Genomic DNA, 20,206 nt, shown 5'->3' with positions numbered 1-20,206 from the left:
GCCCGGGGTGCGCCGGGAGCGGGTCGGGGTGGTTGCTCGCGCGGTTCCCCGCGCCCCTTCGGGGGCGCCTTTCCCTACAGCACCCTTGAAGCGCCCACCGGCATGTCCCACAGGTTCTCGCGGGGCAGGCCCGTCTTCTCCCAGGCCGCCCGCACGCGGACGAGGGGTTCCAGGACCGGCTCGGCGGACAGGACGAACGTCGCCCAGTGCATGGGGGCCATCCGGGCCGCTCCCAGGTCCCGGGCGGCACGGACGGCTTCCTCGGGGTCGCAGTGGACGTCGCGGAGCCACCAGCGGGGGTCGTAGGCGCCGATGGGCAGGAGCGCGAGATCGATGCCGGGGTAGCGGCGGCCGATACGGGAGAACCAGTGGCCGTAGCCCGTGTCACCCGCGAAGTAGACGCGCCGGCCGTCCCGGTCGGTGAGGACCCAGCCGCCCCACAGGCTGTGGCAGGTGTCGGTGAGGGTGCGCTTGGACCAGTGGTGGGACGGGACGAAGTCGAAGCGGACGCCGTCCAGTTCGGCCGCCTCCCACCAGTCGAGTTCGGTGACGCGGGTGAAGCGGCGGCGGTGGAACCAGCGGGCGAGCCCGGCCGGGACGAACACGGGGGTGTCGCGCGGGAGTCGGCGCAGGGTGGGGGCGTCCAGGTGGTCGTAGTGGTTGTGGCTGATGACGACGGCGTCGACGCGCGGCAGGTCCTCCCAGGGGACGCCGACGGGCGTGATGCGGGCCGGGGTGCCCAGGATGCGGCGGGACCAGACCGGGTCGGTGAGGACCGTGAGCCCGCCGATGCGCAGGATCCAACTGGCGTGTCCCGCCCAGGTGACCGCGACCGTGCGGGCGTCGACCCGGGGCAGCGGGGCCGGGGCGTAGGGCAGGCGGGGGATGTCGGCCAGGCCTTCGGGGCCGGGTCTCACGGCGCCTTCGCGGGCGAAGCGGGCCATGGCCTTCAGTCCGGGGAGCGGGGCGGTCAGCCGGTCGTGGAAGGTGCGCGGCCACACCCGGTGCTCGGCCAGCGGACGGGGTTCGGCCAGCGGCGGGTACGGGGCCGCCAGGGGGGACGGGAGGGCCGGGGCGTCGGCTGCTCCGGTGGCCGTGCCGGTGGTGGTGGCCGCGGTGGTCGACTCGGACTGCTGCGTCATCGCGGAGGCTCCCCTCGCTGAGCGTCGTCGCGGAGATCGTCGAAGACCGACTTCAGGTGGATCAACGCGCGTTGCACGTGCGGCAGTTCCAACGGCGTGGGCGAGGTGAGGCATTCCTCGCGCTCGCTGTCGGAGCCGGCCATCAGTGCGCCGGTGGAGAGCCGCACGCGGGGGGCTTCGAGGCCGTCGCCGAAGCGGTGGCCGCCCGGCGCGGGCATGCCGAGCCGGGCGCCGAGGAAGTCCTCCAGTTCCTGTGCGTCGCCCACGCCGTGCGCGGCCAGGGCGGGACGCAGCGGGCTCAGGTCGGCGTACAGGTGGCGGCCGGCGCGCGGGGGCCGGGCGAGGGCGCCGGCGGCGACCACCGCGGCGTGCGCGGCGGCGGCCAGGCGGGCGTGCAGACGCACGGCAGCGCGCACGCGCGCGGTGACCGGTTCCGGTTCTGCCAGGGCGTACCCGGCGGCCGCGGCCACCGGGGCGGCGACCCGCCCGTCGAGGGCCGTGAGGACGTCGAGCACGCGCGCGTGCAGATCGTCGGCGTCGGCACCGGCCGGGAAGCGGGCCACGGCGGCCGGCCAGCCGGGCGGGAGCAGGGCCCCGGCCAGGTCGCTGACGACGGTGACCCGGTCGGGGAGCATCTCGGCCGGGCTGAGCAGCACGGTGTCGTGCGGATCGTGCAGGGTGTCGCGCCAGGTCTCGTCGCTGACCAGGTGCAGGCCCTCTCCCTGGGCGGCCTCGACGGTCTCGTGCAGCAGCTCGGGAGCGGCGACGGTGGCCGTGGGGTCGTCGGCGACGGACAGCACCAGCAGACGGGGGTCGCCGCCCTCGGCCCGGATCCGGCGCACGGTCTCCAGCAGGGCGTACGGGTCGGGGACGCCGCCGCTCTCCGGCGGGGTCGGCACGTGGAAGGCGGGGCGCCCCAGCAGGCGTGCGTAGGGCGCCCACCAGGCGGCGCAGGGCCTCGGCACCAGGACGTCGCCGCCGAGGGCCGCGGTCAGGGCGACGAGCAGGGCGGGCGCGCCGGGGGCGGCGGCGACGCGGCCGGGGTCGCAGTGCAGTCCGCGCCGGTCCCAGTAGCCGCAGGCGGCCTCCCTGAGGGCGGAGCCGCCGCCGACCGGCTCGTGGCCGCCGCGGGAGGCCGCCGCCGCCAGCACCGCGGACAGCTCCGGCAGCACGGGCAGGCCGTCCTCGGGGAGCGGCGGCCCGAACCGGACCGGGCCGTGGCCTTCCGGGTCCGTCCGCCGCATCGGTACCTCCGCAGTGACTCGTGCCGCCGTGTCGTGTCGCCTTCGGCGCCTGCGCCGTCCGCTGCCCGGTGGTCCGACGGTGCGGCTCGTGCCCTCGGCCCTTGAGTACCCACAGCGCAGGCGTCCCATGGGCCCCGGCCGGGTTGTGACGGTCACAGCATGATCGGGCCGGGCCTGGGAAGCGGGGGGCTCGCGGGGCAGCGGTGTGCGCCGGGGGTCGGTGACGCACGCCGGGATCAGCGGCGCGTGCCGGTATCGGTGACGCACGCCGTTCGGCGGTGTGCGCCGTGGGTCGGTGGTCGTGTGCCGGGAGGCCAGGGGTGGCGTGTCGGTGGGTCAGTGGTGGGTGCCGGGCTCCCGGTTGCGCAGGCGGTGTACGGCCGCGCCGCACGCGCCCGCGATCAGTACTCCGCCGGCGACCAGGGCCGGCACGGAGTCGGTGAAGGCCCCGCCGTCGCCGGCCCGCACACCGCGCTGGACGGGCGCCTCGCCACAAGCCGTGGGGTGCGGTTCGTGGTGGTGCGACGGGCAGGGGTGGTGCGACGGCTTGTGGGTGGGCCGGTGGGTCGGCGGGTGGGGGCCCGCGCCGTGGGCGACCGTGAAGGTCGCGCTCCACTGCTTGCCCTCGCCGCCGGGTGGGGCCGGACAGGTCCCGTCGACGGTCCACGCGGAGTCCTCGCCGAGGGCGTCCGGGTCGCCCTCGAAGTTCTCGGCGGAGGCGATGAGAGCCGTGCCGCGGTAGGCGGGGCCGGACAGCTCGTCGTCGTTGCCGCCGACCTTGTGCAGCGCCACCGTGCCCTCGTCGAAGGCCTGCGAGGTGGCGTCGATGCTCTGGGGCGGCGGCCCCCCGGTCGGATCACAGGTGACCGAGATCGTGAGCGTGCCCCCTGGATGGACCGTGGCGGGAGCGACCTCGGCGGCGGGTTCGGCGGACACGGCCGCTGCCGGGCCCACCAGGGCCCAACCGGCCAGGGCGGCGACGGACAGTGCGTGGAGGGTGCGGCGCATGGAGCGAGCTCCTTCGGGCGACGGCAGGGATGCCCTGCTGCCATCACAGCCAGCCCGGCGCGTCGCCGCGCGCGGCCGACCCCCATTAGCGGGACGGCACCCCCCGACCGGGTGAACCCGCGCCCCTAGGCCGTGTCGCGCATGACCTGCTCCCGCACCCGCCCGCAGGACCGGCTGATCAGCCGGGACACGTGCATCTGCGAGATGCCCAGTTCCTCGGCGATGCGGCTCTGCGTCATGTCGGAGAAGAACCGCATGTACAGGATCGCCCGCTCCCGCTCCGGCAGCGCCGCGAGCCGAGCCCGCACGGCCTCCCGGTCCACGACCGTGTCCAGCGCCGGGTCCGGGGACCCGAGGGCGTCGCTCAGCGAGTACCCGTCCTCGCTGCCGGGCAGCTCCGCGTCCAGGGACAGGGCCGAGAAGCTCTCCAGCGCCTCCAGCCCGGCCCGGACGTCCTCCTCGCTCATCTTCGTGTGCGCGGCGATCTCGGCCACGGTCGGCCGGCGGTTCGAGACGCTCCGGGAGAGGTCCTGGCAGGCGGAGCGCACGCGGTTGCGCAGGTCCTGGACCCGGCGGGGCACGTGCAGCGTCCACATGTGGTCGCGGAAGTGCCGCTTGATCTCGCCGGTGACGGTGGGCACGGCGTAGCTCTCGAAGGCGTGGCCGCGCTCGGGATCGTACCGGTCGACGGCCTTGACCAGGCCGAGGGTCGCGACCTGGCGCAGGTCCTCGAAGCTCTCGCCGCGGCTGCGGAAACGTCCGGCCAGCCGGTCCGCCATGGGCAGCCAGGCCTCGACGATCCCGTCGCGGAGCGCGTCCCGCTCGGGGCCGGCGGGCATCGAGCTGAGCCTGCGGAAGGCCTCGGCGGTGTCGGGTGCGTCGTCGTGGGGGTGCTGCTTCACGCTGGTTCGGGTCTGCATGATGCGCCGCGATTCCCTTGAGAGTGCTGCCGGTCGGGCGGTCACCGTGGGTGCGCGTCGGCGGTGGGGACCAGGGGCGCCGGTGGCGGCGCGTCGGGCCGCTCCCACGGACGTGCCTCCGGTCCGAAGCACCGGGGGTGCGCCTGCCCACGGCCCCCGGCCGCAAACACGGGCCGGACCCGCGTTTTCCGCCGTCGCGCTGGGTGACTCGTACGGTCGGCTCCGTCCCCATGCGTCCGGGAGGTCGTTCATGAGCACCAAGGTCTCCGACCACGTCCTGCACAGGCTGCGCGAGTGGGGGGTGGAGCAGGTCTTCGGCTATCCGGGCGACGGGATCAACGGCCTGCTCGCCGCGTGGGGCCGGGCCGAGAACGAGCCCCGGTTCGTGCAGGCGCGGCACGAGGAGATGTCGGCGCTCCAGGCGGTCGGCTACGCCAAGTTCAGCGGCCGTCTCGGGGTGTGCGTCGCGACGTCGGGGCCGGGCGCGATCCATCTGCTCAACGGCCTGTACGACGCCAAGCTGGACCATGTGCCCGTGCTGGCGATCGTCGGGCAGACGCACCGCACCGCGATGGGCGGCTCCTACCAGCAGGAGGTGGATCTGCACTCGCTGTTCAAGGACGTCGCCTCCGAGTTCGTCGAGACGGTGACGGTGCCCGAGCAGCTGCCGAACGTGCTGGACCGGGCGATCCGCACCGCGTACGCGCGCCGCTGCCCGACCGCGGTCATCATCCCCGGCGACGTGCAGGAGCTCGACTACGAGCCCCCGGCACACGAGTTCAAGATGGTTCCCTCCAGCCTGGACCGCCGCTCGTGGACGGCGGTTCCGTCCGACGACGCGGTGCGGCAGGCGGCCGAGATCCTCAACTCCGGTGACAAGGTGGCGATCCTGGTCGGGCAGGGCGCGGCCGGTGCGCGCGCCGAGGTGGAGCGGATCGCCGAGCTGCTCGGCGCGGGCGTCGCCAAGGCGCTGCTCGGCAAGGACGTCCTCAGCGACGAACTCCCCTACGTCACCGGCTCGATCGGCCTGCTGGGCACACGCCCCTCGTACGAGCTGATGCGGGACTGCGACACCCTGCTGACGATCGGCTCGTCGTTCCCGTACTCCCAGTTCCTGCCGGAGTTCGGCAAGGCGCGGGGCGTGCAGATCGACATCGACCCGCACATGATCGGGATGCGCTACCCCTACGAGGTCAACCTGGTCGGCGACGCCAGGACCACCCTGGAGCGGCTGATCCCGCTGATCGAGGGGGGCCGCGGCCGGGAGTGGTACGACACGGTGTGCGACAACGTGCGGCACTGGCGTGACGTCATGGAGCGCCGGGCCGCTCTGGAGGCCGATCCGATCAACCCGGAGCACGTGGCGCGGGCGCTGGACCCGCTGCTGCCCGACAACGCGATCGTCACCTCCGACTCGGGCTCGACGGCGAACTGGTACGCGCGGCACGTGACCATGCGGCCGGGCATGCGCGGCTCGCTCTCCGGCACGCTGGCGACCATGGGCTGCGCGGTGCCGTACGTCATCGGCGCGAAGTTCGCACACCCGGACCGGCCGGCGATCGCGCTGGTCGGGGACGGGGCGATGCAGATGAACGGCATGGCGGAGCTGATCACCGCGGCGAAGTACCGGCATCTGTGGGACGATCCGCGGCTGGTCGTCGCCGTGTGGAACAACCAGGACCTGAACCAGGTCACCTGGGAGCTGCGGGCCATGGGGGGCGCCCCGTCATTCCTGCCCTCGCAGGAGCTGCCGGACGTGGACTACGCCGCGTTCGCGCGGTCCCTGGGGCTGACCGGCATCCGGGTGGAGAAGCCGGAGGACGTCGAGGCGGCCTGGCGTGCGGCGCTGGAGGCGGACGGCCCCGCGGTGGTCGAGTTCCTGACCGATCCCGCCGTACCGCCGATCCCGCCGCACGCCACCTGGGAGCAGATGGAGGCGACCGCCGCGTCGATCCTGAAGGGCGACGCGGACCGGGGATCGGTGGTCAGGCGTGGTTTCAGGGCGAAGATGCAGGAGTTCCTGCCGGGGCGGGAGAAGCCGTAGCGGCCGCGGGGGGAGCGTCGGCCGGCTCGCGCCGGCCGGTGTCGCCCTGCGGCAGCAGCAGGTCCTCGTAACGGCCCAGCACCAGCACCACCCCGAGCATCAGCAGCGGAATGAGCACAGCGAGCAACGCCATGGCGTGTCCTTCCCCAGGAATGAGTGGGGGGTGCGATCCGGGTCTCCCGCAGCCGATGGCGCAAACCAGGGCGCTGCGGCGATCCGGGGCGCCGGATCCGTGTCGGCTCCCGGCGTTCGGGTACGCGGTGCGGACCCCCGAAGGTCTGGAGGGAGACATGCAGCGAGGCAGCGACCGGCTGAGCGTCCACCGGGACGACGAGATGAAGCACGAACTGCAGGGTCTGCTCAGGTCCGGGCATCCCACGCGCAGTGAGGAGTGGCACGACCCGGAGCCGGCCGCCGAGGACGACCCCGACGTCGCGCACGGGCCGGTGACACCGAGCCGCGGGCCGACGTCCCTGGAGTCGGTGCGGCTGGACCTGGCCCGGATCCTGGGCCGCAGGGCGTTCCCCGCGAGTCCGCGCGAGCTGGCCCGCGAGTTGCGCGGCCGCCAGGCGCCCGACGCGCTCGTCGAGGCACTGGAGCGGCTGCCGCGCCAGGAGCGCTACGGCAATGTCCAGGAGCTGGCCCAGGCCATGGTCAGGGCCCGGGAGACGGGTCCGCAGGAGTACGCGTAGGGACCGTACGGGGCACCGCGGCCGCGCCGGCGGGTGCGTCGCGGTGCCCCCGTCGGCCCGGCGAGGGACGGAGACATCGGTGAAGGCCGAGTTGGTGAAGGACGTGATGACTCCGGGTGTGGTCGCCGTGCGCCCGGACGCCTCGCTCGTCGAGGCGGCGCTGCTGATGCGCACGCAGAACATCGGCGACGTGGTGGTGGCCGACGGGCAGGACGTGATCGGGGTGCTCACCGACCGTGACATCACGGTGCGGGCCGTCGCCGACGGCGCCGACCCCATGACGGTGAGCGCACAGACCGTGTGCACGAAGGACCCGGTCACGGTGACGCCGGACGACCGGGTGGCGACGGCGGTGGCGCTGATGCGCGAGCACGCCGTGCGCCGGCTGCCGGTGGTGGAGAACGGGCTGCCGGTCGGCATCGTCAGCCTCGGCGACGTGGCCGAGGCCGAGGACCCCGCCTCGGCGCTCGCGGACATCAGCCGCGCCGAGCCGGACGCCCGCGGCGACGCCTAGCCCGGCTCCGCGGACAGGGCCCGGGCATCCACCTGCAGAGAGCAACTGGAAGACACAGCAACAGGAAAGGACGTCGAACACCATGCGTATCGCGTTTCTGGTCGCACCCGAGGGCGTCGAGCAGGTCGAGCTGACCGATCCGTGGCAGGCGGCGAAGGACGCCGGCCACGAACCCGTGCTGGTGTCGACGAAGGAGGGGGAGATCCAGGCGTTCAACCACCTCGACAAGGCGGACACGTTCCCGGTCGACGAGGTCGTGGGCGAGACCTCGCCGGGCTCGTTCGGCGCGCTGGTGCTGCCGGGCGGCGTGGCCAACCCGGACTTCCTGCGCATGGACGGCGAGGCCGTCGCGTTCGTCCGGGACTTCTTCGAGCAGGGCCGCCCCGTCGCGGCCATCTGTCACGCGCCGTGGACGCTGGTCGAGGCGGACGTCGTGCGCGGGCGGGTGCTGACCTCGTGGCCGAGCCTGCGGACCGACATCCGCAACGCGGGCGGCACGTGGGTCGACGAGCAGGTGAAGGTCTGCGACCACGGGGCCAACAGGCTGGTCACCAGCCGCAAGCCGGACGATCTGAAGGCGTTCTGCGAGACGTTCCTCGACGTCTTCGCCCGCGAGGCCGCCTGACGGCGCTCGCGCCGGCCGGCGGCGGGAAGACGGCCGCCCCACCTCCGCGTGGGGCGGCCGTGCGACGCGCTGGGGCCGACCGTGGTTGTGCGGAGATGCCGGGGTCGACCGCGGCCGTGCGACGTGCCGGGGCCGACCGCGGTTGTGCAGAGGTACCGGGGCCGGCCGCGGCCGTGTGGCGTGCGGTGACCGGCCGGCCGGGCCGTGAGGCACCGGGGTCCGGTGCCGGGGCGGTGCGGGGCTCAGGTGCCGGGAGTCGTGGGAGTCGCCGACTCCCCGCTCCCGCGCTCCCGGGCCCCTTCCCGTGTGCGGCCCGCGGCCACCGGGCGGCTCGGGTTGCGGCGGAGGTACTCGCCCTCCAGCTGCGCCATGCGCTCGTTGTGGGCCCGCAGCGCGTCGTTCGAGCCGTACAGCAGCGTGTCGTGGCGCGTGCGGTGGATGGTCTCCAGCTCTTTCATCAGCTGCTGGTCGTCCAGGCGGCCAGGGTCCACTCCGGTCATCGTGTCGCCCCGCTCGTCGTGTTCGTTCATGGGGTCCGGGTACCCGCCCCGGGAGCAACTGAGCACTACCCCCGAGCGGCATCCGGAGGGAAGCCATGGATCTCGCTTTTCTGCACCCACTGTACGAACACCCCGGCCCTTGGGCCTCCGTGTACGTCGACACCTCACGGCATACGGAGGACACGCCCCACGAGCGGCAGCTGACGGCCCAGGCGATGGCGCGGCAGCTCGCCGAGCAGGGCGCGGACGAGGCGACCTGCCGGGCCGTGCAGAGCGCGATCGAGGATCTGCGGCACTCTTCCGAACCACACGGCCGGGCCCTGTTCGCCCGCGCCGGTGAGGTGGTCCTGGACCCGCCGCTGGTCCGTCCCCCGCAGGGTGGCGACTGGGCCGAATGGGCGCCGCTGCCCCGCGTCACGCCGCTGCTGGAGCTGGCCGGCGAGGACCCGGTGTGCATCGTCGCGTACGTCGACCGCAAGGGCGCGGACTTCGAGCTGCGCAGCGCGCTGGGCCGGGAGGAGGCCGGTGGTGTCACCGGGCGGCAGTGGCCGGTGCACCGGACCGGCTCCGCGGACTGGTCCGAGCGGCACTTCCAGCTCAGGGTGGAGAACACCTGGGAGCACAACGCGGCGGAGATCGCCGACGCGCTCGCCGTGTGCCAGGAGGAGACCCGGGCCGATCTGCTGATCCTGGTCGGGGACGACCGTGAGCGGCGGTCGGTGCACGAGCGGCTGCCCAAGCGACTGCACGACCTCGTGATCGAGGCACCGCACGGCACCGGCAGCCGGCTCCTCGACGACGACGTGGAGCGGGCCCGCGCCGAGCACGTGGCGCGACAGGCCGAGGCGGAGCTCGAACGGTTCCGCGCCGCCCGCGCCCCGGACGACGAGGGCCGGGCCGGGGCCGTCGAGGGCGTTCCGGCGCTGATCGACGCGGCGCGCGAGCACCGCATCGACGAGCTGCTGATCCGGCTCGACGGGCCCGACGCGCACCGCGAGGTGTGGATCGGCGAGGACCCCGACCAGGTCGCCGTCCGGCGGACCGATCTGAAGATCCTCGGCGAGCAGCACTCGTGGCCGGCCCGCGCGGACGACGCGCTGATCCGCTCGGCGGTGGCCACGGACGCGAACGCCCTGTCGGTGTCCGCACAGGAGGTGCCGGCGGGCGGCCTGGGGGCGCTGCTGCGCTGGAAGTGACCGGACGGACGGGACAGGCTCCGCGCAGGGCGCTTCCCCTCGCGGAGCCGGTCCCGCGCGGAAGCCGGCCCCCGCGCGGCGGCCGGCTTCCGGCTGCCTAGCGCACTCGTTCCACCCTGCGTTCGTCCCAGACCGGGTCCGGGGTCTCCCGGACCCGGCCGTCGCTGCCGAAGACCAGGTAGCGGTCGAAGGAGCGGGCGAACCAGCGGTCGTGGGTGACCGCGAGGACCGTGCCTTCGAAGGCCTCCAGGCCCTCCTGGAGCGCCTCGGCCGACTCCAGGTCCAGGTTGTCGGTCGGTTCGTCGAGCAGCAGGGCCGTCACGCCCTGCAGCTCCAGCAGGAGGATCTGGAACCGGGCCTGCTGCCCGCCCGACAGCCGGTCGAACGTCTGCTCGGCCTGCTGGGTCAGCTCGTAGCGGCGCAGCCGGGACATCGCGGCGCCGCGGTCCTGTGCGTGTTCCTTCCACAGGACGTCCAGCAGGGTGCGGCCCTCCAGCTCCGGATGCGCGTGCGTCTGCGCGAAGTGGCCGGGCACCACCCGGGCGCCCAGTTTCCAGTCCCCCGTGTGGGCCACGTCGTCGCCGGCCAGCAGTCGCAGGAAGTGGGACTTGCCGGAGCCGTTGGAGCCGAGCACGGCGACGCGCTCGCCGTAGAAGACCTCCAGGTCGAAGGGCTTCATCAGGCCCGTGAGCTCCAGCTGCTCGCAGGTGACGGCCCGGACGCCGGTGCGGCCGCCCTTGATCCGCATCCTGATGTCCTGCTCGCGCGGCGGCTCCGGCGGCGGTCCTGCCTCCTCGAATTTACGCAGGCGGGTCTGGGCGGCGTGGTACCGGGACGCCATCTCGTGGCTGACCGCGGCCGCCTGACGCAGGTTCAGCACGAGCTTCTTCAGCTGGGCGTGCTTCTCGTCCCAGCGCCTGCGCAGCTCCTCGAAGCGGGCGAAGCGCTCACGCCGGGCGTCGTGGAACGTGGCGAACCCGCCACCGTGCACCCATGCGTCGGCGCCGGTGGGACTGGGTTCCAGGGAGACGATGCGCTGGGCCGCGCGGGCGAGGAGCTCGCGGTCGTGGGAGACGAACAGGACGGTCTTGCGGGTCTCGGCGAGCCGTTCCTCCAGCCAGCGCTTGCCGGGGACGTCGAGGTAGTTGTCGGGCTCGTCGAGGAGGAGGACCTCGTCGGTGCCGCGCAGCAGGGCCTCCAGGACGAGGCGCTTCTGCTCGCCGCCGGAGAGGGTGCGGACCTGGCGCCACTGTGCCTTGTCGTACGGGATGCCGAGCGCGGCCGTGGTGCACATGTCCCACAGCGTCTCGGCCTCGTAGCCGCGGGCCTCGGCCCAGTCGGCGAGGGCCTGGGCGTACGTGAGCTGGGCGGCCTCGTCGTCGACGGTCATGAGGGCGTGCTCGGCGGCGTCGACGGCCCGGGCCGCCTCGCGGATGCGGGGGGTCGCCACGGAGACGAGCAGGTCGCGTACGGTCGTCTCGTCGCGTACGGATCCGACGAACTGCCGCATGACGCCGAGTCCGCCGCCGACGGTGACGGACCCGCCGTGCGGTTTCAGCTCCCCGGCGAGCAGGCGCAGCAGGGTCGTCTTCCCGGCGCCGTTGGGCCCGACGAGCGCGACGACGGCGCCCTCCCCCACCCGGAACGACACGTCACCCAGCAGTGCCCTTCCGTCGGGCAGGTAGTACTCCAGGTGCGCGGCTTCGAGATGACCCATGGCGGCGATTCTGTGCGCCCGGGACCGCACTCGGCAAACCCGTTTCGGGCCGCTCGGAGTGCGGGTCCCGCCGGCTCCTGGCCGCGGACGGTCAGACCTTCCGCAAGGGCCGGTGCGGTTCCGCGGGGAGTTCCGTCTTGATCGGGTCGCCCGGGCGTACCACGCCGCCCTCGCGTACCACGCTCATGATCCCGGCCTTGCGCACGACGTTGCCCGCCGCGTCCCGGCCCACGACCCGCTTCAGCAGCCCGTCCTGGAAACGGTCGATCTGCAGGCAGGGGTTGCGCAGCCCCGTCACCTCCACGACCGCGCGGTCGCCGATGTGCAGCAGCGTGCCGGTGGGCAGGGCGAGCAGGTCGATGCCCTGCGTGGAGATGTTCTCGCCGAGCTGCCCGGGCGCCACCTCGAACCCCGCCTCGCGGAGCTCGGCGAAGAGCTCCTCGTGGATGAGGTGCACCTGGCGCAGGTTCGGCTGCGTGGGGTCCTGCGCGAGGCGCGACCGGTGCTTGACCGTCACACCGGCGTGCACGTCCCCCTCCACCCCCAGACCGGCCAGCAGGGTGATGCTGTCCCGGTTCGGCTTGGTGAACGTGTACTCGCCGTTGCTGCTGACCGCCGTCACTCGCCCGCTCATGGCCCCGGTCCCCCTCCGCAGTGGTGATGCCGAGCCTCGACCCCAACTCCCGGCGGCGGTGCGCCGGCTCCCGCCGGGTACCCGCCTGTCATGACGACCCCCGACCTGGACCTCACCGCCACGAAGCCCGGGCGCCATCCCCTGCTCGACCGCGCCCTCGCCCTCGACGCCCGCCTCTTCCGGGCCGTCGCGGCCCGGCGCGGGCGGGGTGCGCGCCCCGCGCCACCGGGGCCGGGCGGCGGCGCGGGCCCCGGTGCGGTGTGGCTCGCGGCGGCAGCCGCGCTGGCGGCGAGCCGTACTCCCCGCGCCCGGCGCGCGGCGACCCGCGGCCTGGCCTCGACGGCCCTGTCCTCCCTCGCCGTGAGGGCCCTCGGTCCGCGCGCGGTCCGCCGCCCCCGGCCGGCCCTGGCCCCGTTCCCGCTGCTGCGGAGGCTGCGGCCGGTCACCACCTCGGTCCCCTCCGGCCGCGCGGCGCGGGCCGCCGCCTTCGCGGCCGGTGTCGCCCTGGAGTCCCCGGCCTGGGGCGCGGTCACCGCCCCGGTGGCCGGCTCGGTCGCCCTCGCGCGCGTCCGTACCGGTGCCCACTTCCCGAGCGAGGTCCTGGCGGGCGCGGCCGTGGGCGTGGGCGCCGCGTTCGCCCTGCGCGGCCTGGTGCCGACGCGGGGGCAGACCACCCCGCCGGCCCGCCCCCGCGCCGAGGTCCCGGCGCTGCTGGAGGGCGACGGGCTCGTGCTGGTGGCGAACACCTCCTCGGGAACCGCCGAGCGGGCCCGGGCGTTGCGGGACGCCCTGCCGCGGGCCGAGGTCGTCGAGTGCGCACCGGACGACGTGTGCGCCGAGCTGGAGAAGGCCGCCGCCCGTGCCCGGGTCCTCGGGGTGTGCGGCGGCGACGGCACCGTGAACACCGCGGCGCGCGTCGCCCTGCGCTTCGGTGTGCCCCTCGCGGTCCTGCCGGGCGGCACCCTCAACCACTTCGCCCACGACCTCGGCGTGGAGGACGTGCGCGATCTGGCCCGCGCGCTGCGCCAGGGCGACGCCGTACGCGTGGACGTGGGGCGGTACTCCTGCGGGGACCGGCACGGCGTCTTCCTCAACACCTGCAGTGTCGGCGTGTATCCGGAGCTCGTGCGCGAGCGGGAGCGCCGGTCGCACCGGATCGGCGGCTGGCCGGCCGGGGTGCTCGCGGTCCTGCGCGTGCTGCGGGCCGACCGGCATCCACTGGAGGCGGAGTTCCGGGGGCGCAGGCGTCCCCTGTGGCTGCTGTTCGCCGGCAACGGCACGTACCACCGCATGGGGCTGGCGCCCGGGCGCCGGGTGGACCTGGCCGACGGGCAGCTCGACGTACGGGTCGTGCACGGGGGCCGCCGGCCGGCCGTGCGGCTGCTCGCGGCGGCGCTCGCCGGACCCCTGACCCGCTCCCCCGTCCACGCGGCCGTGCAGGTGAAGCGGCTGCGCCTGGACCACGTGGCACCCGGCACGCTCCTCGCCTATGACGGCGAGGTCACCGAGGTGGAGGGCCGGGTGACGCTGGAGAAGCTGCCCGGGGCGCTGACGGTCTACCGCCCGATCACCGGGTACTGACAGGTCGTCAGTCCGCATCCCGGGACGGCGGTCTCATTATTCGGCTGCGCTGCGTACGGTGATGCCATGCCAACCGGAACGGAAGGGGTGGGGTCCGCCATGCCGGAACCTCGGGAGACCGCCGTCTACACGCACGGCCACCATGAATCGGTGCTGCGCTCGCACACCTGGCGGACCGCCGCCAACTCGGCCGCCTACCTGCTGCCCTCGCTCAAGCCGCACATGAGGATCCTGGACGTCGGCTGCGGGCCGGGCACCATCACCGCCGACCTGGCGGAGCTCGTGCCCGACGGGCACGTCACCGGAGTCGACCGGGCGCCGGAGGTCCTGGAGCGGGCCCGCGCCACGGCGGCCGCGCGAGGGCTGACCAACGTCGACTTCGCCGTCGCCGACGTGCACGCGCTGGACCACCCCGACGACACCTTCTGCGTGGTCCACGCCCACCAGGTGCTCCAGCACGTCGGCGACCCGGTGGGCGCGCTGCGCGAGATGAAGCGGGTCACCCGGCCCGGCGGGTTCGTCGCCGTGCGGGACGCCGACTACGCGGCGATGACCTGGTATCCGGCCTCCGCAGGGCTCGACGCCTGGCTGGACCTGTACCGCCGGGTCGCCCGCGGCAACGGCGGTGAGCCGGACGCGGGGCGCCGGCTGCGGGCGTGGGCGCTGCGGGCCGGATTCACGGACATCACGGCCGGCTCCGGCACCTGGACCTTCGCGACCCCCGGGGAACGCGCCTGGTGGAGCGGTCTGTGGGCCGACCGCACGCTGGCGTCGGCGTACGCGGACCGGGCTCTGCAGGGCGGGCACGCGAGCGAGGAGGAGCTGCGGGAGGTGGCCGGGGCCTGGCGGGAGTGGGGTGCACGGGAGGACGGCTGGTTCAGCGTCCTGCACGGCGAGATCCTCTGCCGCAAGGACTGAGCCGGTTCCCCGCGAGCAAGGCCCGGTCCCCCGGTCAGCCGGTTGCGGAAGCAGGACGGGGCCGGGGCGGGGCGGTGCGGGACCGCGGTCAGTCCCGGGGAAGCAGCGGGCCGAGCGGCCCGAGGTCCAGGTTGAGGTCCTCGGGCCGCAGGCCGTAACGGTCGCGCAGCTCCGCCATGCGCTCCTCCAGCAGCATCAGCGTGAGGCCGATCCGCTCCTCCTGGTCCTCGCTCAGATCCCCCACGTCGAACCGGCGCAGCGCCTGGCGCTCCATGAGCTGGCGCAGCAACTCGACGACCGTCAGCACGAGTTTGATCAGGTCACGCTCGACGGTGTCGGGCTCCAGCTCGACCCTGCGGCGGGGACGGTCGGGCTCGCCGGGTCCCGGCCGGGGCTCGGGGGAGGTCACAGCAGCTCCTCGAACGGTGAGGGCACCTGGGCGTTCACCGAACTGATCAGCGCGTTGAGGTCGATACGGACGAGGTCGACGTCGGCGATCCGCAGCGTGATGTCCCCCGTGATGACGACGCCGCCGGCGAGCAGCCGGTCGAGCAGGTCCACGAGGGCCACCTCACGGCGTTCCACTACGGTCACGGCTTCTCCCCGTCGCTCATGTGTCCTCCCCGGCGAACGAATAGGCGGCCCAGGGGCCGGTGAGTTCGACGCGCATCCCGGGCGCCTCGTCCTTGGTGCGGTCGACCATCTCCACGAACTCCTCGGAGTGCGCGCGCGGTACGAGATAGGCGGCGTTCAGCACGTTCCGCCCGGACGCCTTGGACAGCGCCGGATTCTGCGGCGGGTGCAGCCGGGAGTCCTCCGCGAACGCGGAGAGCCTCTCGTGCAGCCGGGTCGAGAACGCCTCGGCCTTCTGCCACATCTCCTCGTGCGACCGCGTCTGCATACGCCGCTGTCGCAGGTAGTCCCGGCCCGAGGCCGGCTTGTCCGCCGGCCCGGCGCTCTGCTGGGGTTCGGACTCGGCGTAGACCTTGACCCCCCACTCGACACGGCCCTCCAGCCGGTCGAGGGTGCGGTGGAAGTCCTCTTCGCGGGCCTCGATCATCGACCGGACGCCGCTGTCGTCCAGGAAGACGGTGCCGAGCCGCAGCGGCAGCGGGGTCGTGACGGTGGTGAGCGCGTCGATCACGCCCTGGTGGGCGCGGGCGGTCCCGGTCAGCCAGTCCAGGTCCTCCAGACGGGCCCGGAGCGCTTCCTCGGCGAAGTCCCGCTCCGGTACGTGACTCACCACGGCCACCAGGCCGCGGTGAGTCAGCGCTCGGGGCGGATCGCCCGCCACCCCCGTCAACTGGGCCTGGAGCGGGGTACTGAAGGGGCGGCAGACGGCGTAGACGTACCGCAGTCCGGTCACGGTGCCTCCTTCTTCTCCGCCCGGCCGGGCTCCAGCTCCTCCAGCCGGGCCAGCCTCTCGCGCAACTCGGCGTTCTCACGGGCGAGTTCGTCGCGGCGGGCCCGCGAGCTGAGAGCCGGGTCGGTCTCCCACCAGTCGATGCCCATCTCCTTCGCCTTGTCGACGGAGGCGACGATCAGCCGCAGTTTGATGGTGAGGAGTTCGATGTCGAGCAGGTTGATCCGGATGTCGCCCGCGATCACGATGCCCTTGTCGAGCACCCGTTCCAGGATGTCGGCGAGGTTGGCGCCGCTGGCCTGGCCGTAGGGTTCGGGCATCCTGCTGGGCGTCGTCATCGCCGGCTCCCCGCCTCGACGTCCTGGTCCTCGTACTCGTCCTCCTCGGCCTCGTCGTCCTCGTCGTACTCCGCCTCGGGCTCGTCCTCGGGCGCTTCCTCGCCCTCGGCCTCGTCGTAGCCGGCCTCGGCCTCGTCGTCCTCGTACTCGCCCTCGGGCTCCTCGTCGAGGTCCTCCTCCTCGTCGTCCTCGTACCGGCCCTCCGGCTCGTCGCCCTCGGCGTCCTCGGCTTCGGTGTCGTCGTCCTCGTCCTCGGCCTCGGTGTCGTCGTCCTCGTCCTCGGCGCGGGGCTCGTCCTCCGAGCCCTCCTCCGGCTCCTGCGACTCCTCCGACTCCGACTCCTCCTCGGCGAGGGCGTCCTCGTGGCTGGTGACGACCTCGCCGTCGCGGATCTCGCCGCGCCAGCCGTCCTCCGCCTCGCCCTTGATCGTGATGAACCGGGCGAAGTTCTTCAGGTCCAGCCGGGCGCGGCGGCCCTGGGCGCGCCAGATGTTGCCGGTCTTCTCGAAGAAGCCGGACGGGTAGTACTCGATGACCAGCAGGACGCGGGTGAGGTTGTCCGCGAGCCGGTGGAAGGAGACCACGCCCTTGGTGGTGCCCTTGGCGCCCTCCGACGTCCACGAGATGCGGTCGTCGGGGATCTGCTCGGTCGTCTTCGCCTTCCAGCTGCGGTTGGACCACCAGATCTTCGCCTGCCAGTCGGAGTGGGTGTCGTCGTCGCGGCTCGCGCTCTTGACGCCCTTGGCGAAGGTGCTGAAGTCCTGGTACTGCGTCCACTGGTCGTAGGCGGTGCGCAGAGACACGCCCACGTCGATGTGCTCGATGATGACGGTGGGCTTGTTGCCCGAGCGGCCCTTGCCCTTCTTGCCGCCGCCGCCCAGGTTCTTGAAGGCGCCGGTGACCTTGTCCTTCAGGGCCGAGCCGCCGGTCTCCACCGCGGCCCGCAGCGGGCTCTTGCCCTCGGCGAGCTTGCGGCCGCCCGACAGGGCGAGCTTGCCGAGGCCGGGGCTGTTGCCCTCGGCGATGTCGTTCAGCTTGCCGGTGGTCTCGCCGAGCTTGCGGCCCACGCCGGTCAGCATGCGGGTGGCCTGCGCGGCGAAGTACTCCTGCACCTCCGCCTTCAGCCGGTCGGCGGCCTCGCTGTGGGCCACGTCGGCCAGCGGGTTCTTCGACGCTCCGTTCGCGGCGGACTTCGCCGATCCGAGGGTGTCGGTCATTCCTCACCGCCTCCCTTCGGCTGCCGGGAGCGGCTGCCGCCGCCCCGGCTCCCCGCGGCCGTCTTTCTCGCGGCCGAGGTCTTCTTCGCCGCCGTCTTGCGGGCCGCCGCCGTCTTCTTCGCGGGGGCCTTCCTGGCGGGGGCCTTCTTCGCGGCCTTCTTCGCCGAAGCCTTCTTGGCGGGAGCCCTCTCGGCCTCCGGCTCCTCGTCCTCCTCGCGGCCGGAGTCCTCGGGCTCCTCGCCCTCGGGCTCCTCGTCCTCGTCGTCGTAGGCGTCGTCCGCGTCCTCGTCGCGGCGGCCGGACCCCCCGCCGGTCAGCTGTTCGCGCATCTGGGCGGTACGGCCGTGCAGCCGGTCGGCGAGCGCGTCGAGCTGGCGCTCGACCAGGGCGCCGGAGGCGGCCTTGCCCACCCCGCGCAGCTCGCCCCGCAGCTGGTCGCCGATCTCCTTGAACTGCGGGTTGTTCTGCAGCTGCTGCTGGACCAGGTCCGCGACCATGCGCGGACTCAGGTTCAGCTTCTTGCCGGCCACCAGTCCGCCGACGGCCACTGCCATCTTGAGTTTCTTGGTCCGTCCCAGGAGGTATCCGGCCCCCACGGCGAGACCCAGTCCCATTCGGTTCATCGTGTCGTCCCGTTGCCTGTTCCCGCGCTCCCGCGCGAAGCGGTCTCCAACCGGTCCAGGAGTTCGTCCTCCTGCCGGTCGAACTCCTCCTCCGTGATCTCCCCGGCCTCCAGCTGCTCCTCCAGACGGGCCAGTTCGGCCCGGATCGTGGCGGGGTCGTAGTAGATGCGCTCGGCCTCCTGGACGACCTGCTTGATGGCCCAGGCGCTGCCGCGTACCGGTGCGAACGGCAGCAGCAGCACCTCAGAGATCAGGCCCACGTCGTCACCCCGCTCCGGTGTCCGTGCCACCCGCGGCGGTGCCGGCCGGCTCGGCCGGGCCGGGCTCGACGAAGCTGTACGGCGGCAGCGGGCCGTTGACCCGCACCTCCAGGTGCGGCATGTCCTTGCGCGCCCGCTCGACCGCGGCCAGGAAGGACTCGGCCGACTCCCGGTCCACCAGGTACGAGACATTGGCCAGCCAGCCGGTGGACTCGGGGCCCACGCTGACGTCGTCCGCGACGCCCTCCAGGGCGCGCTGCAGGGCGGCGCCGTCGTCGGCCTCCTTGGCCTTGACCGCGGCGGCGACCATCTCCCCGAGCCGGATCTTGTCGTCGTAACTCCCGCCACCCGCCTGCCGGTTGGCCTCCGCCAGGCTCCGGATGTCGGGGCTCTCGGCCATCACCTGGTGCAGGACGGCCTCTTCGACGTGGTTGGCCTTGATGTTGTACTCGACCCGGTTGTCCAGGGCCCGCAGCCGCTCCTTGTAGTGCTCGGCGCGCTCGGCGAGCACCGCCGTGATGGAGTTGTCGTCCGGGGCGACGCTGCCGAACCGCATCGGCAGCACGCAGCCGGCCGCGCCGGCCTCGCTGAGCACGTTCTGGTGGGCGAGCAGGTCCTTGCGCTTGGGCCGCAGGCCTTCGGGCGCCTCGCTGACGACGGCGGCCAGGTCGCCCTCGCGCAGGATACGCACCGGGCGGGGCGGGTCGCCGACGCCGCCCATGCCCTCCGGGAGGGCGGGGTGGGAGCTCGCCGCGATGCCGTAGACGTAGGTGCTCACTCCTGCTCCTCCTTCCGGCGCGCCGACGTCTTGCGGGCACGCGGACGCGATTCGGTCTCACTCTCGCTCCGACCCTGCTTGAAGGCGTCGGAGATGGTCTCGGCGGCGCCGGACAGCGCGCCCTTGGACTTGCCGCGTGCGCCGGACTCGGTCATCTCCCCGACCAGGTCGGGCAGGCCGGGGTCCTTGCGCGGCCCGGCCTCCAGGTCGAGCCGGTTGCACGCTTCGGCGAAGCGCAGATAGGTGTCGACGCTGGCGACGACGACGCGGACGTCGATCTTGAGAATCTCGATGCCCACCAGGGAGACACGGACGAACGCGTCGATCACGAGCCCCCTGTCCAGAACGAGTTCGAGCACGTCGTAGAGACCGCTGCTGCCGCCTCCGCCGCCGGTCTGCTGTGCCGGTACGACAGTCATGCCGGGTGTTCCTCCTCCTGTATGGGTACGGGTGGTCCGGCCGGGCGGCCTAGCGGCCGCCGGACCTGCGCGCGTCCGAACGACCGCGTTCGTAGCGGCGGACCCGCCGGTAGCCCGTGAGCTGCCCGTCGCTGTCGAGCTCCACCTGGTAGCTCGCCATCAGGCTCATCGTGTCGGGCACACGCTCGAGTTCGAGGACCTCGACCTCCAGCGCCCAGCCCTCCTCCGTCTGCTCGAAGGACGACACGGACTCGGCTTCCATGCCGGTGAGCTCGGCGAGCTGGCCGCGCGCCTGGCGCAGCACCTCCATCGGGCTCGGCCGCTTCCGGGCCGTCTCCTGGTCGTTCGAAGATCGCGAGTTCTGGGAGTCCTGTGACTTCTGTGAACTCTGTGAGTCTTGCGTGTTTTGTGTGTTCGACATGGCCACCTCCCCCTCCGTGTGGCCGCAAGCGTGTTCGCCAAACCTCTACGGA

At 73.4% G+C, this 20,206-nt stretch carries 25 protein-coding genes; 7 read left to right on the top strand and 18 right to left on the bottom strand.

Features of this window, described 5'->3' with window-relative positions:
* Nucleotides 1-74: 74 nt before the first annotated feature.
* From ACIGAQ_RS02945 to ACIGAQ_RS02930, 4 genes are all read right to left on the bottom strand, one after another.
* Nucleotides 75-1,142 (bottom strand): MBL fold metallo-hydrolase, encoded by a 1,068-nt coding sequence (locus tag ACIGAQ_RS02945; RefSeq protein ID WP_399778701.1) that lies wholly within the window; start codon nucleotides 1,140-1,142, stop codon nucleotides 75-77.
* Nucleotides 1,139-2,386, bottom strand: a complete 1,248-nt coding sequence (locus tag ACIGAQ_RS02940) for an aminotransferase class I/II-fold pyridoxal phosphate-dependent enzyme (protein ID WP_399778699.1) — start codon at nucleotides 2,384-2,386, stop codon at nucleotides 1,139-1,141. Before ACIGAQ_RS02940 ends, ACIGAQ_RS02945 begins: the two co-directional genes overlap by 4 nt.
* Before the next feature lie 336 nt (nucleotides 2,387-2,722).
* Nucleotides 2,723-3,394, bottom strand: coding sequence for a hypothetical protein (locus ACIGAQ_RS02935; protein WP_311680963.1), 672 nt, complete (start codon nucleotides 3,392-3,394; stop codon nucleotides 2,723-2,725).
* A 125-nt stretch (nucleotides 3,395-3,519) separates the two neighbouring features.
* Nucleotides 3,520-4,314 carry an RNA polymerase sigma factor SigF gene (locus ACIGAQ_RS02930; protein ID WP_399778697.1) on the bottom strand — a complete coding sequence of 265 codons (795 nt, stop codon included), beginning with the start codon at nucleotides 4,312-4,314 and terminating at the stop codon, nucleotides 3,520-3,522.
* A 250-nt stretch (nucleotides 4,315-4,564) separates the two neighbouring features.
* Here ACIGAQ_RS02930 and ACIGAQ_RS02925 point away from each other — a divergent pair, with 250 nt between their 5' ends.
* Entirely contained in the window at nucleotides 4,565-6,358 is a 1,794-nt protein-coding gene (locus ACIGAQ_RS02925; RefSeq protein WP_311680961.1) for a thiamine pyrophosphate-requiring protein, read from the top strand.
* On the opposite strand, the gene ACIGAQ_RS02920 is transcribed toward ACIGAQ_RS02925, so the two are convergent.
* Nucleotides 6,312-6,491, bottom strand: coding sequence for a hypothetical protein (locus ACIGAQ_RS02920; protein WP_311680960.1), 180 nt, complete (start codon nucleotides 6,489-6,491; stop codon nucleotides 6,312-6,314). The genes ACIGAQ_RS02925 and ACIGAQ_RS02920 overlap by 47 nt on opposite strands.
* A gap of 157 nt (nucleotides 6,492-6,648) precedes the next feature.
* Between ACIGAQ_RS02920 and ACIGAQ_RS02915 the strand changes: the two genes are divergently transcribed.
* The 3 genes from ACIGAQ_RS02915 (at nucleotide 6,649) to ACIGAQ_RS02905 (ending at nucleotide 8,189) form a co-directional block, all read left to right on the top strand.
* Nucleotides 6,649-7,050 (top strand): DUF2795 domain-containing protein, encoded by a 402-nt coding sequence (locus tag ACIGAQ_RS02915; RefSeq protein WP_399778695.1) that lies wholly within the window; start codon nucleotides 6,649-6,651, stop codon nucleotides 7,048-7,050.
* Nucleotides 7,051-7,129: 79 nt separating this feature from the next.
* The gene (locus ACIGAQ_RS02910) at nucleotides 7,130-7,564 is read left to right on the top strand and encodes a CBS domain-containing protein (protein ID WP_311680957.1); all 435 of its coding nucleotides are present in this window, start codon (nucleotides 7,130-7,132) and stop codon (nucleotides 7,562-7,564) included.
* An 82-nt stretch (nucleotides 7,565-7,646) separates the two neighbouring features.
* Nucleotides 7,647-8,189: a type 1 glutamine amidotransferase domain-containing protein gene (locus ACIGAQ_RS02905; protein ID WP_399778692.1), complete on the top strand. Its 543-nt coding sequence runs from the start codon at nucleotides 7,647-7,649 to the stop codon at nucleotides 8,187-8,189.
* A gap of 242 nt (nucleotides 8,190-8,431) precedes the next feature.
* Here ACIGAQ_RS02905 and ACIGAQ_RS02900 read toward each other — a convergent pair whose 3' ends face one another.
* A complete protein-coding gene (locus ACIGAQ_RS02900) occupies nucleotides 8,432-8,719 on the bottom strand; it encodes a DUF6158 family protein (protein WP_311680954.1) in 288 nt (95 codons plus the stop codon).
* A gap of 65 nt (nucleotides 8,720-8,784) precedes the next feature.
* Between ACIGAQ_RS02900 and ACIGAQ_RS02895 the strand changes: the two genes are divergently transcribed.
* Nucleotides 8,785-9,885 (top strand): Vms1/Ankzf1 family peptidyl-tRNA hydrolase, encoded by a 1,101-nt coding sequence (locus ACIGAQ_RS02895; RefSeq protein WP_362279467.1) that lies wholly within the window; start codon nucleotides 8,785-8,787, stop codon nucleotides 9,883-9,885.
* A 97-nt stretch (nucleotides 9,886-9,982) separates the two neighbouring features.
* On the opposite strand, the gene ACIGAQ_RS02890 is transcribed toward ACIGAQ_RS02895, so the two are convergent.
* Together ACIGAQ_RS02890 and ACIGAQ_RS02885 are read right to left on the bottom strand one after the other, a co-directional pair.
* A complete protein-coding gene (locus tag ACIGAQ_RS02890) occupies nucleotides 9,983-11,602 on the bottom strand; it encodes an ABC-F family ATP-binding cassette domain-containing protein (RefSeq protein ID WP_399778690.1) in 1,620 nt (539 codons plus the stop codon).
* A gap of 91 nt (nucleotides 11,603-11,693) precedes the next feature.
* Nucleotides 11,694-12,236, bottom strand: coding sequence for an MOSC domain-containing protein (locus ACIGAQ_RS02885; protein WP_399778688.1), 543 nt, complete (start codon nucleotides 12,234-12,236; stop codon nucleotides 11,694-11,696).
* A gap of 90 nt (nucleotides 12,237-12,326) precedes the next feature.
* Between ACIGAQ_RS02885 and ACIGAQ_RS02880 the strand changes: the two genes are divergently transcribed.
* Nucleotides 12,327-13,817 (top strand): diacylglycerol/lipid kinase family protein, encoded by a 1,491-nt coding sequence (locus ACIGAQ_RS02880; RefSeq protein ID WP_399778686.1) that lies wholly within the window; start codon nucleotides 12,327-12,329, stop codon nucleotides 13,815-13,817.
* A 99-nt stretch (nucleotides 13,818-13,916) separates the two neighbouring features.
* Nucleotides 13,917-14,735, top strand: coding sequence for a class I SAM-dependent methyltransferase (locus tag ACIGAQ_RS02875; RefSeq protein ID WP_311680948.1), 819 nt, complete (start codon nucleotides 13,917-13,919; stop codon nucleotides 14,733-14,735).
* Between the two features lie 88 nt (nucleotides 14,736-14,823).
* Here the strand turns inward: ACIGAQ_RS02875 and ACIGAQ_RS02870 are convergent, their stop codons facing one another.
* The 10 genes from ACIGAQ_RS02870 to ACIGAQ_RS02825 are packed head-to-tail and all read right to left on the bottom strand — an operon-like array spanning nucleotide 14,824 to nucleotide 20,154.
* The gene (locus tag ACIGAQ_RS02870) at nucleotides 14,824-15,144 is read right to left on the bottom strand and encodes a gas vesicle protein K (protein ID WP_094055982.1); all 321 of its coding nucleotides are present in this window, start codon (nucleotides 15,142-15,144) and stop codon (nucleotides 14,824-14,826) included.
* Nucleotides 15,141-15,329, bottom strand: a complete 189-nt coding sequence (locus ACIGAQ_RS02865) for a gas vesicle protein (protein WP_003994122.1) — start codon at nucleotides 15,327-15,329, stop codon at nucleotides 15,141-15,143. The genes ACIGAQ_RS02870 and ACIGAQ_RS02865 overlap by 4 nt, the downstream gene beginning before the upstream one ends.
* A gap of 16 nt (nucleotides 15,330-15,345) precedes the next feature.
* Nucleotides 15,346-16,101 (bottom strand): GvpL/GvpF family gas vesicle protein, encoded by a 756-nt coding sequence (locus tag ACIGAQ_RS02860; protein ID WP_399778683.1) that lies wholly within the window; start codon nucleotides 16,099-16,101, stop codon nucleotides 15,346-15,348.
* Nucleotides 16,098-16,436 carry a gas vesicle protein gene (locus tag ACIGAQ_RS02855; RefSeq protein WP_311680943.1) on the bottom strand — a complete coding sequence of 113 codons (339 nt, stop codon included), beginning with the start codon at nucleotides 16,434-16,436 and terminating at the stop codon, nucleotides 16,098-16,100. The genes ACIGAQ_RS02860 and ACIGAQ_RS02855 overlap by 4 nt, the downstream gene beginning before the upstream one ends.
* Complete coding sequence (locus ACIGAQ_RS02850) at nucleotides 16,433-17,653, bottom strand: SRPBCC family protein (protein ID WP_399778681.1); 1,221 nt, start codon at nucleotides 17,651-17,653, stop codon at nucleotides 16,433-16,435. The genes ACIGAQ_RS02855 and ACIGAQ_RS02850 overlap by 4 nt, the downstream gene beginning before the upstream one ends.
* Nucleotides 17,650-18,276 carry a DNA primase gene (locus tag ACIGAQ_RS02845; RefSeq protein WP_399778679.1) on the bottom strand — a complete coding sequence of 209 codons (627 nt, stop codon included), beginning with the start codon at nucleotides 18,274-18,276 and terminating at the stop codon, nucleotides 17,650-17,652. Before ACIGAQ_RS02845 ends, ACIGAQ_RS02850 begins: the two co-directional genes overlap by 4 nt.
* Nucleotides 18,273-18,536: a gas vesicle protein GvpG gene (locus ACIGAQ_RS02840; protein ID WP_094055987.1), complete on the bottom strand. Its 264-nt coding sequence runs from the start codon at nucleotides 18,534-18,536 to the stop codon at nucleotides 18,273-18,275. Before ACIGAQ_RS02840 ends, ACIGAQ_RS02845 begins: the two co-directional genes overlap by 4 nt.
* A gap of 4 nt (nucleotides 18,537-18,540) precedes the next feature.
* Nucleotides 18,541-19,314, bottom strand: a complete 774-nt coding sequence (locus ACIGAQ_RS02835) for a GvpL/GvpF family gas vesicle protein (protein ID WP_311680939.1) — start codon at nucleotides 19,312-19,314, stop codon at nucleotides 18,541-18,543.
* The gene (locus ACIGAQ_RS02830) at nucleotides 19,311-19,733 is read right to left on the bottom strand and encodes a gas vesicle structural protein GvpA (protein ID WP_094055989.1); all 423 of its coding nucleotides are present in this window, start codon (nucleotides 19,731-19,733) and stop codon (nucleotides 19,311-19,313) included. Before ACIGAQ_RS02830 ends, ACIGAQ_RS02835 begins: the two co-directional genes overlap by 4 nt.
* A 49-nt stretch (nucleotides 19,734-19,782) precedes the next feature.
* Nucleotides 19,783-20,154: a gas vesicle protein gene (locus ACIGAQ_RS02825; protein WP_399778676.1), complete on the bottom strand. Its 372-nt coding sequence runs from the start codon at nucleotides 20,152-20,154 to the stop codon at nucleotides 19,783-19,785.
* Between the last annotated feature and the right edge of the window lie 52 nt (nucleotides 20,155-20,206).

This window comes from Streptomyces sp. NPDC085932, from assembly GCF_044540525.1.
Classification (GTDB): Bacteria; Actinomycetota; Actinomycetes; order Streptomycetales; family Streptomycetaceae; genus Streptomyces; species Streptomyces levis.
Note: the sequence above shows the minus strand (reverse complement) of the source record. Positions and strands in the feature narration are given on the sequence as shown.

What these genes read in the sequence shown, in the direction of transcription:
- ACIGAQ_RS02945 (WP_399778701.1), bottom strand. Translation starts at nt 1,142, where the DNA reads ATGACGCAGCAGTCCGAGTCGACCACCGCGGCCACCACCACCGGCACG.
- ACIGAQ_RS02940 (WP_399778699.1), bottom strand. Translation starts at nt 2,386, where the DNA reads ATGCGGCGGACGGACCCGGAAGGCCACGGCCCGGTCCGGTTCGGGCCG.
- ACIGAQ_RS02935 (WP_311680963.1), bottom strand. Translation starts at nt 3,394, where the DNA reads ATGCGCCGCACCCTCCACGCACTGTCCGTCGCCGCCCTGGCCGGTTGG.
- ACIGAQ_RS02930 (WP_399778697.1), bottom strand. Translation starts at nt 4,314, where the DNA reads ATGCAGACCCGAACCAGCGTGAAGCAGCACCCCCACGACGACGCACCC.
- ACIGAQ_RS02925 (WP_311680961.1), top strand. Translation starts at nt 4,565, where the DNA reads ATGAGCACCAAGGTCTCCGACCACGTCCTGCACAGGCTGCGCGAGTGG.
- ACIGAQ_RS02920 (WP_311680960.1), bottom strand. Translation starts at nt 6,491, where the DNA reads ATGGCGTTGCTCGCTGTGCTCATTCCGCTGCTGATGCTCGGGGTGGTG.
- ACIGAQ_RS02915 (WP_399778695.1), top strand. Translation starts at nt 6,649, where the DNA reads ATGCAGCGAGGCAGCGACCGGCTGAGCGTCCACCGGGACGACGAGATG.
- ACIGAQ_RS02905 (WP_399778692.1), top strand. Translation starts at nt 7,647, where the DNA reads ATGCGTATCGCGTTTCTGGTCGCACCCGAGGGCGTCGAGCAGGTCGAG.
- ACIGAQ_RS02900 (WP_311680954.1), bottom strand. Translation starts at nt 8,719, where the DNA reads ATGAACGAACACGACGAGCGGGGCGACACGATGACCGGAGTGGACCCT.
- ACIGAQ_RS02895 (WP_362279467.1), top strand. Translation starts at nt 8,785, where the DNA reads ATGGATCTCGCTTTTCTGCACCCACTGTACGAACACCCCGGCCCTTGG.
- ACIGAQ_RS02890 (WP_399778690.1), bottom strand. Translation starts at nt 11,602, where the DNA reads ATGGGTCATCTCGAAGCCGCGCACCTGGAGTACTACCTGCCCGACGGA.
- ACIGAQ_RS02885 (WP_399778688.1), bottom strand. Translation starts at nt 12,236, where the DNA reads ATGAGCGGGCGAGTGACGGCGGTCAGCAGCAACGGCGAGTACACGTTC.
- ACIGAQ_RS02880 (WP_399778686.1), top strand. Translation starts at nt 12,327, where the DNA reads ATGACGACCCCCGACCTGGACCTCACCGCCACGAAGCCCGGGCGCCAT.
- ACIGAQ_RS02875 (WP_311680948.1), top strand. Translation starts at nt 13,917, where the DNA reads ATGCCGGAACCTCGGGAGACCGCCGTCTACACGCACGGCCACCATGAA.
- ACIGAQ_RS02855 (WP_311680943.1), bottom strand. Translation starts at nt 16,436, where the DNA reads ATGACGACGCCCAGCAGGATGCCCGAACCCTACGGCCAGGCCAGCGGC.
- ACIGAQ_RS02850 (WP_399778681.1), bottom strand. Translation starts at nt 17,653, where the DNA reads ATGACCGACACCCTCGGATCGGCGAAGTCCGCCGCGAACGGAGCGTCG.
- ACIGAQ_RS02845 (WP_399778679.1), bottom strand. Translation starts at nt 18,276, where the DNA reads ATGAACCGAATGGGACTGGGTCTCGCCGTGGGGGCCGGATACCTCCTG.
- ACIGAQ_RS02830 (WP_094055989.1), bottom strand. Translation starts at nt 19,733, where the DNA reads ATGACTGTCGTACCGGCACAGCAGACCGGCGGCGGAGGCGGCAGCAGC.
- ACIGAQ_RS02825 (WP_399778676.1), bottom strand. Translation starts at nt 20,154, where the DNA reads ATGTCGAACACACAAAACACGCAAGACTCACAGAGTTCACAGAAGTCA.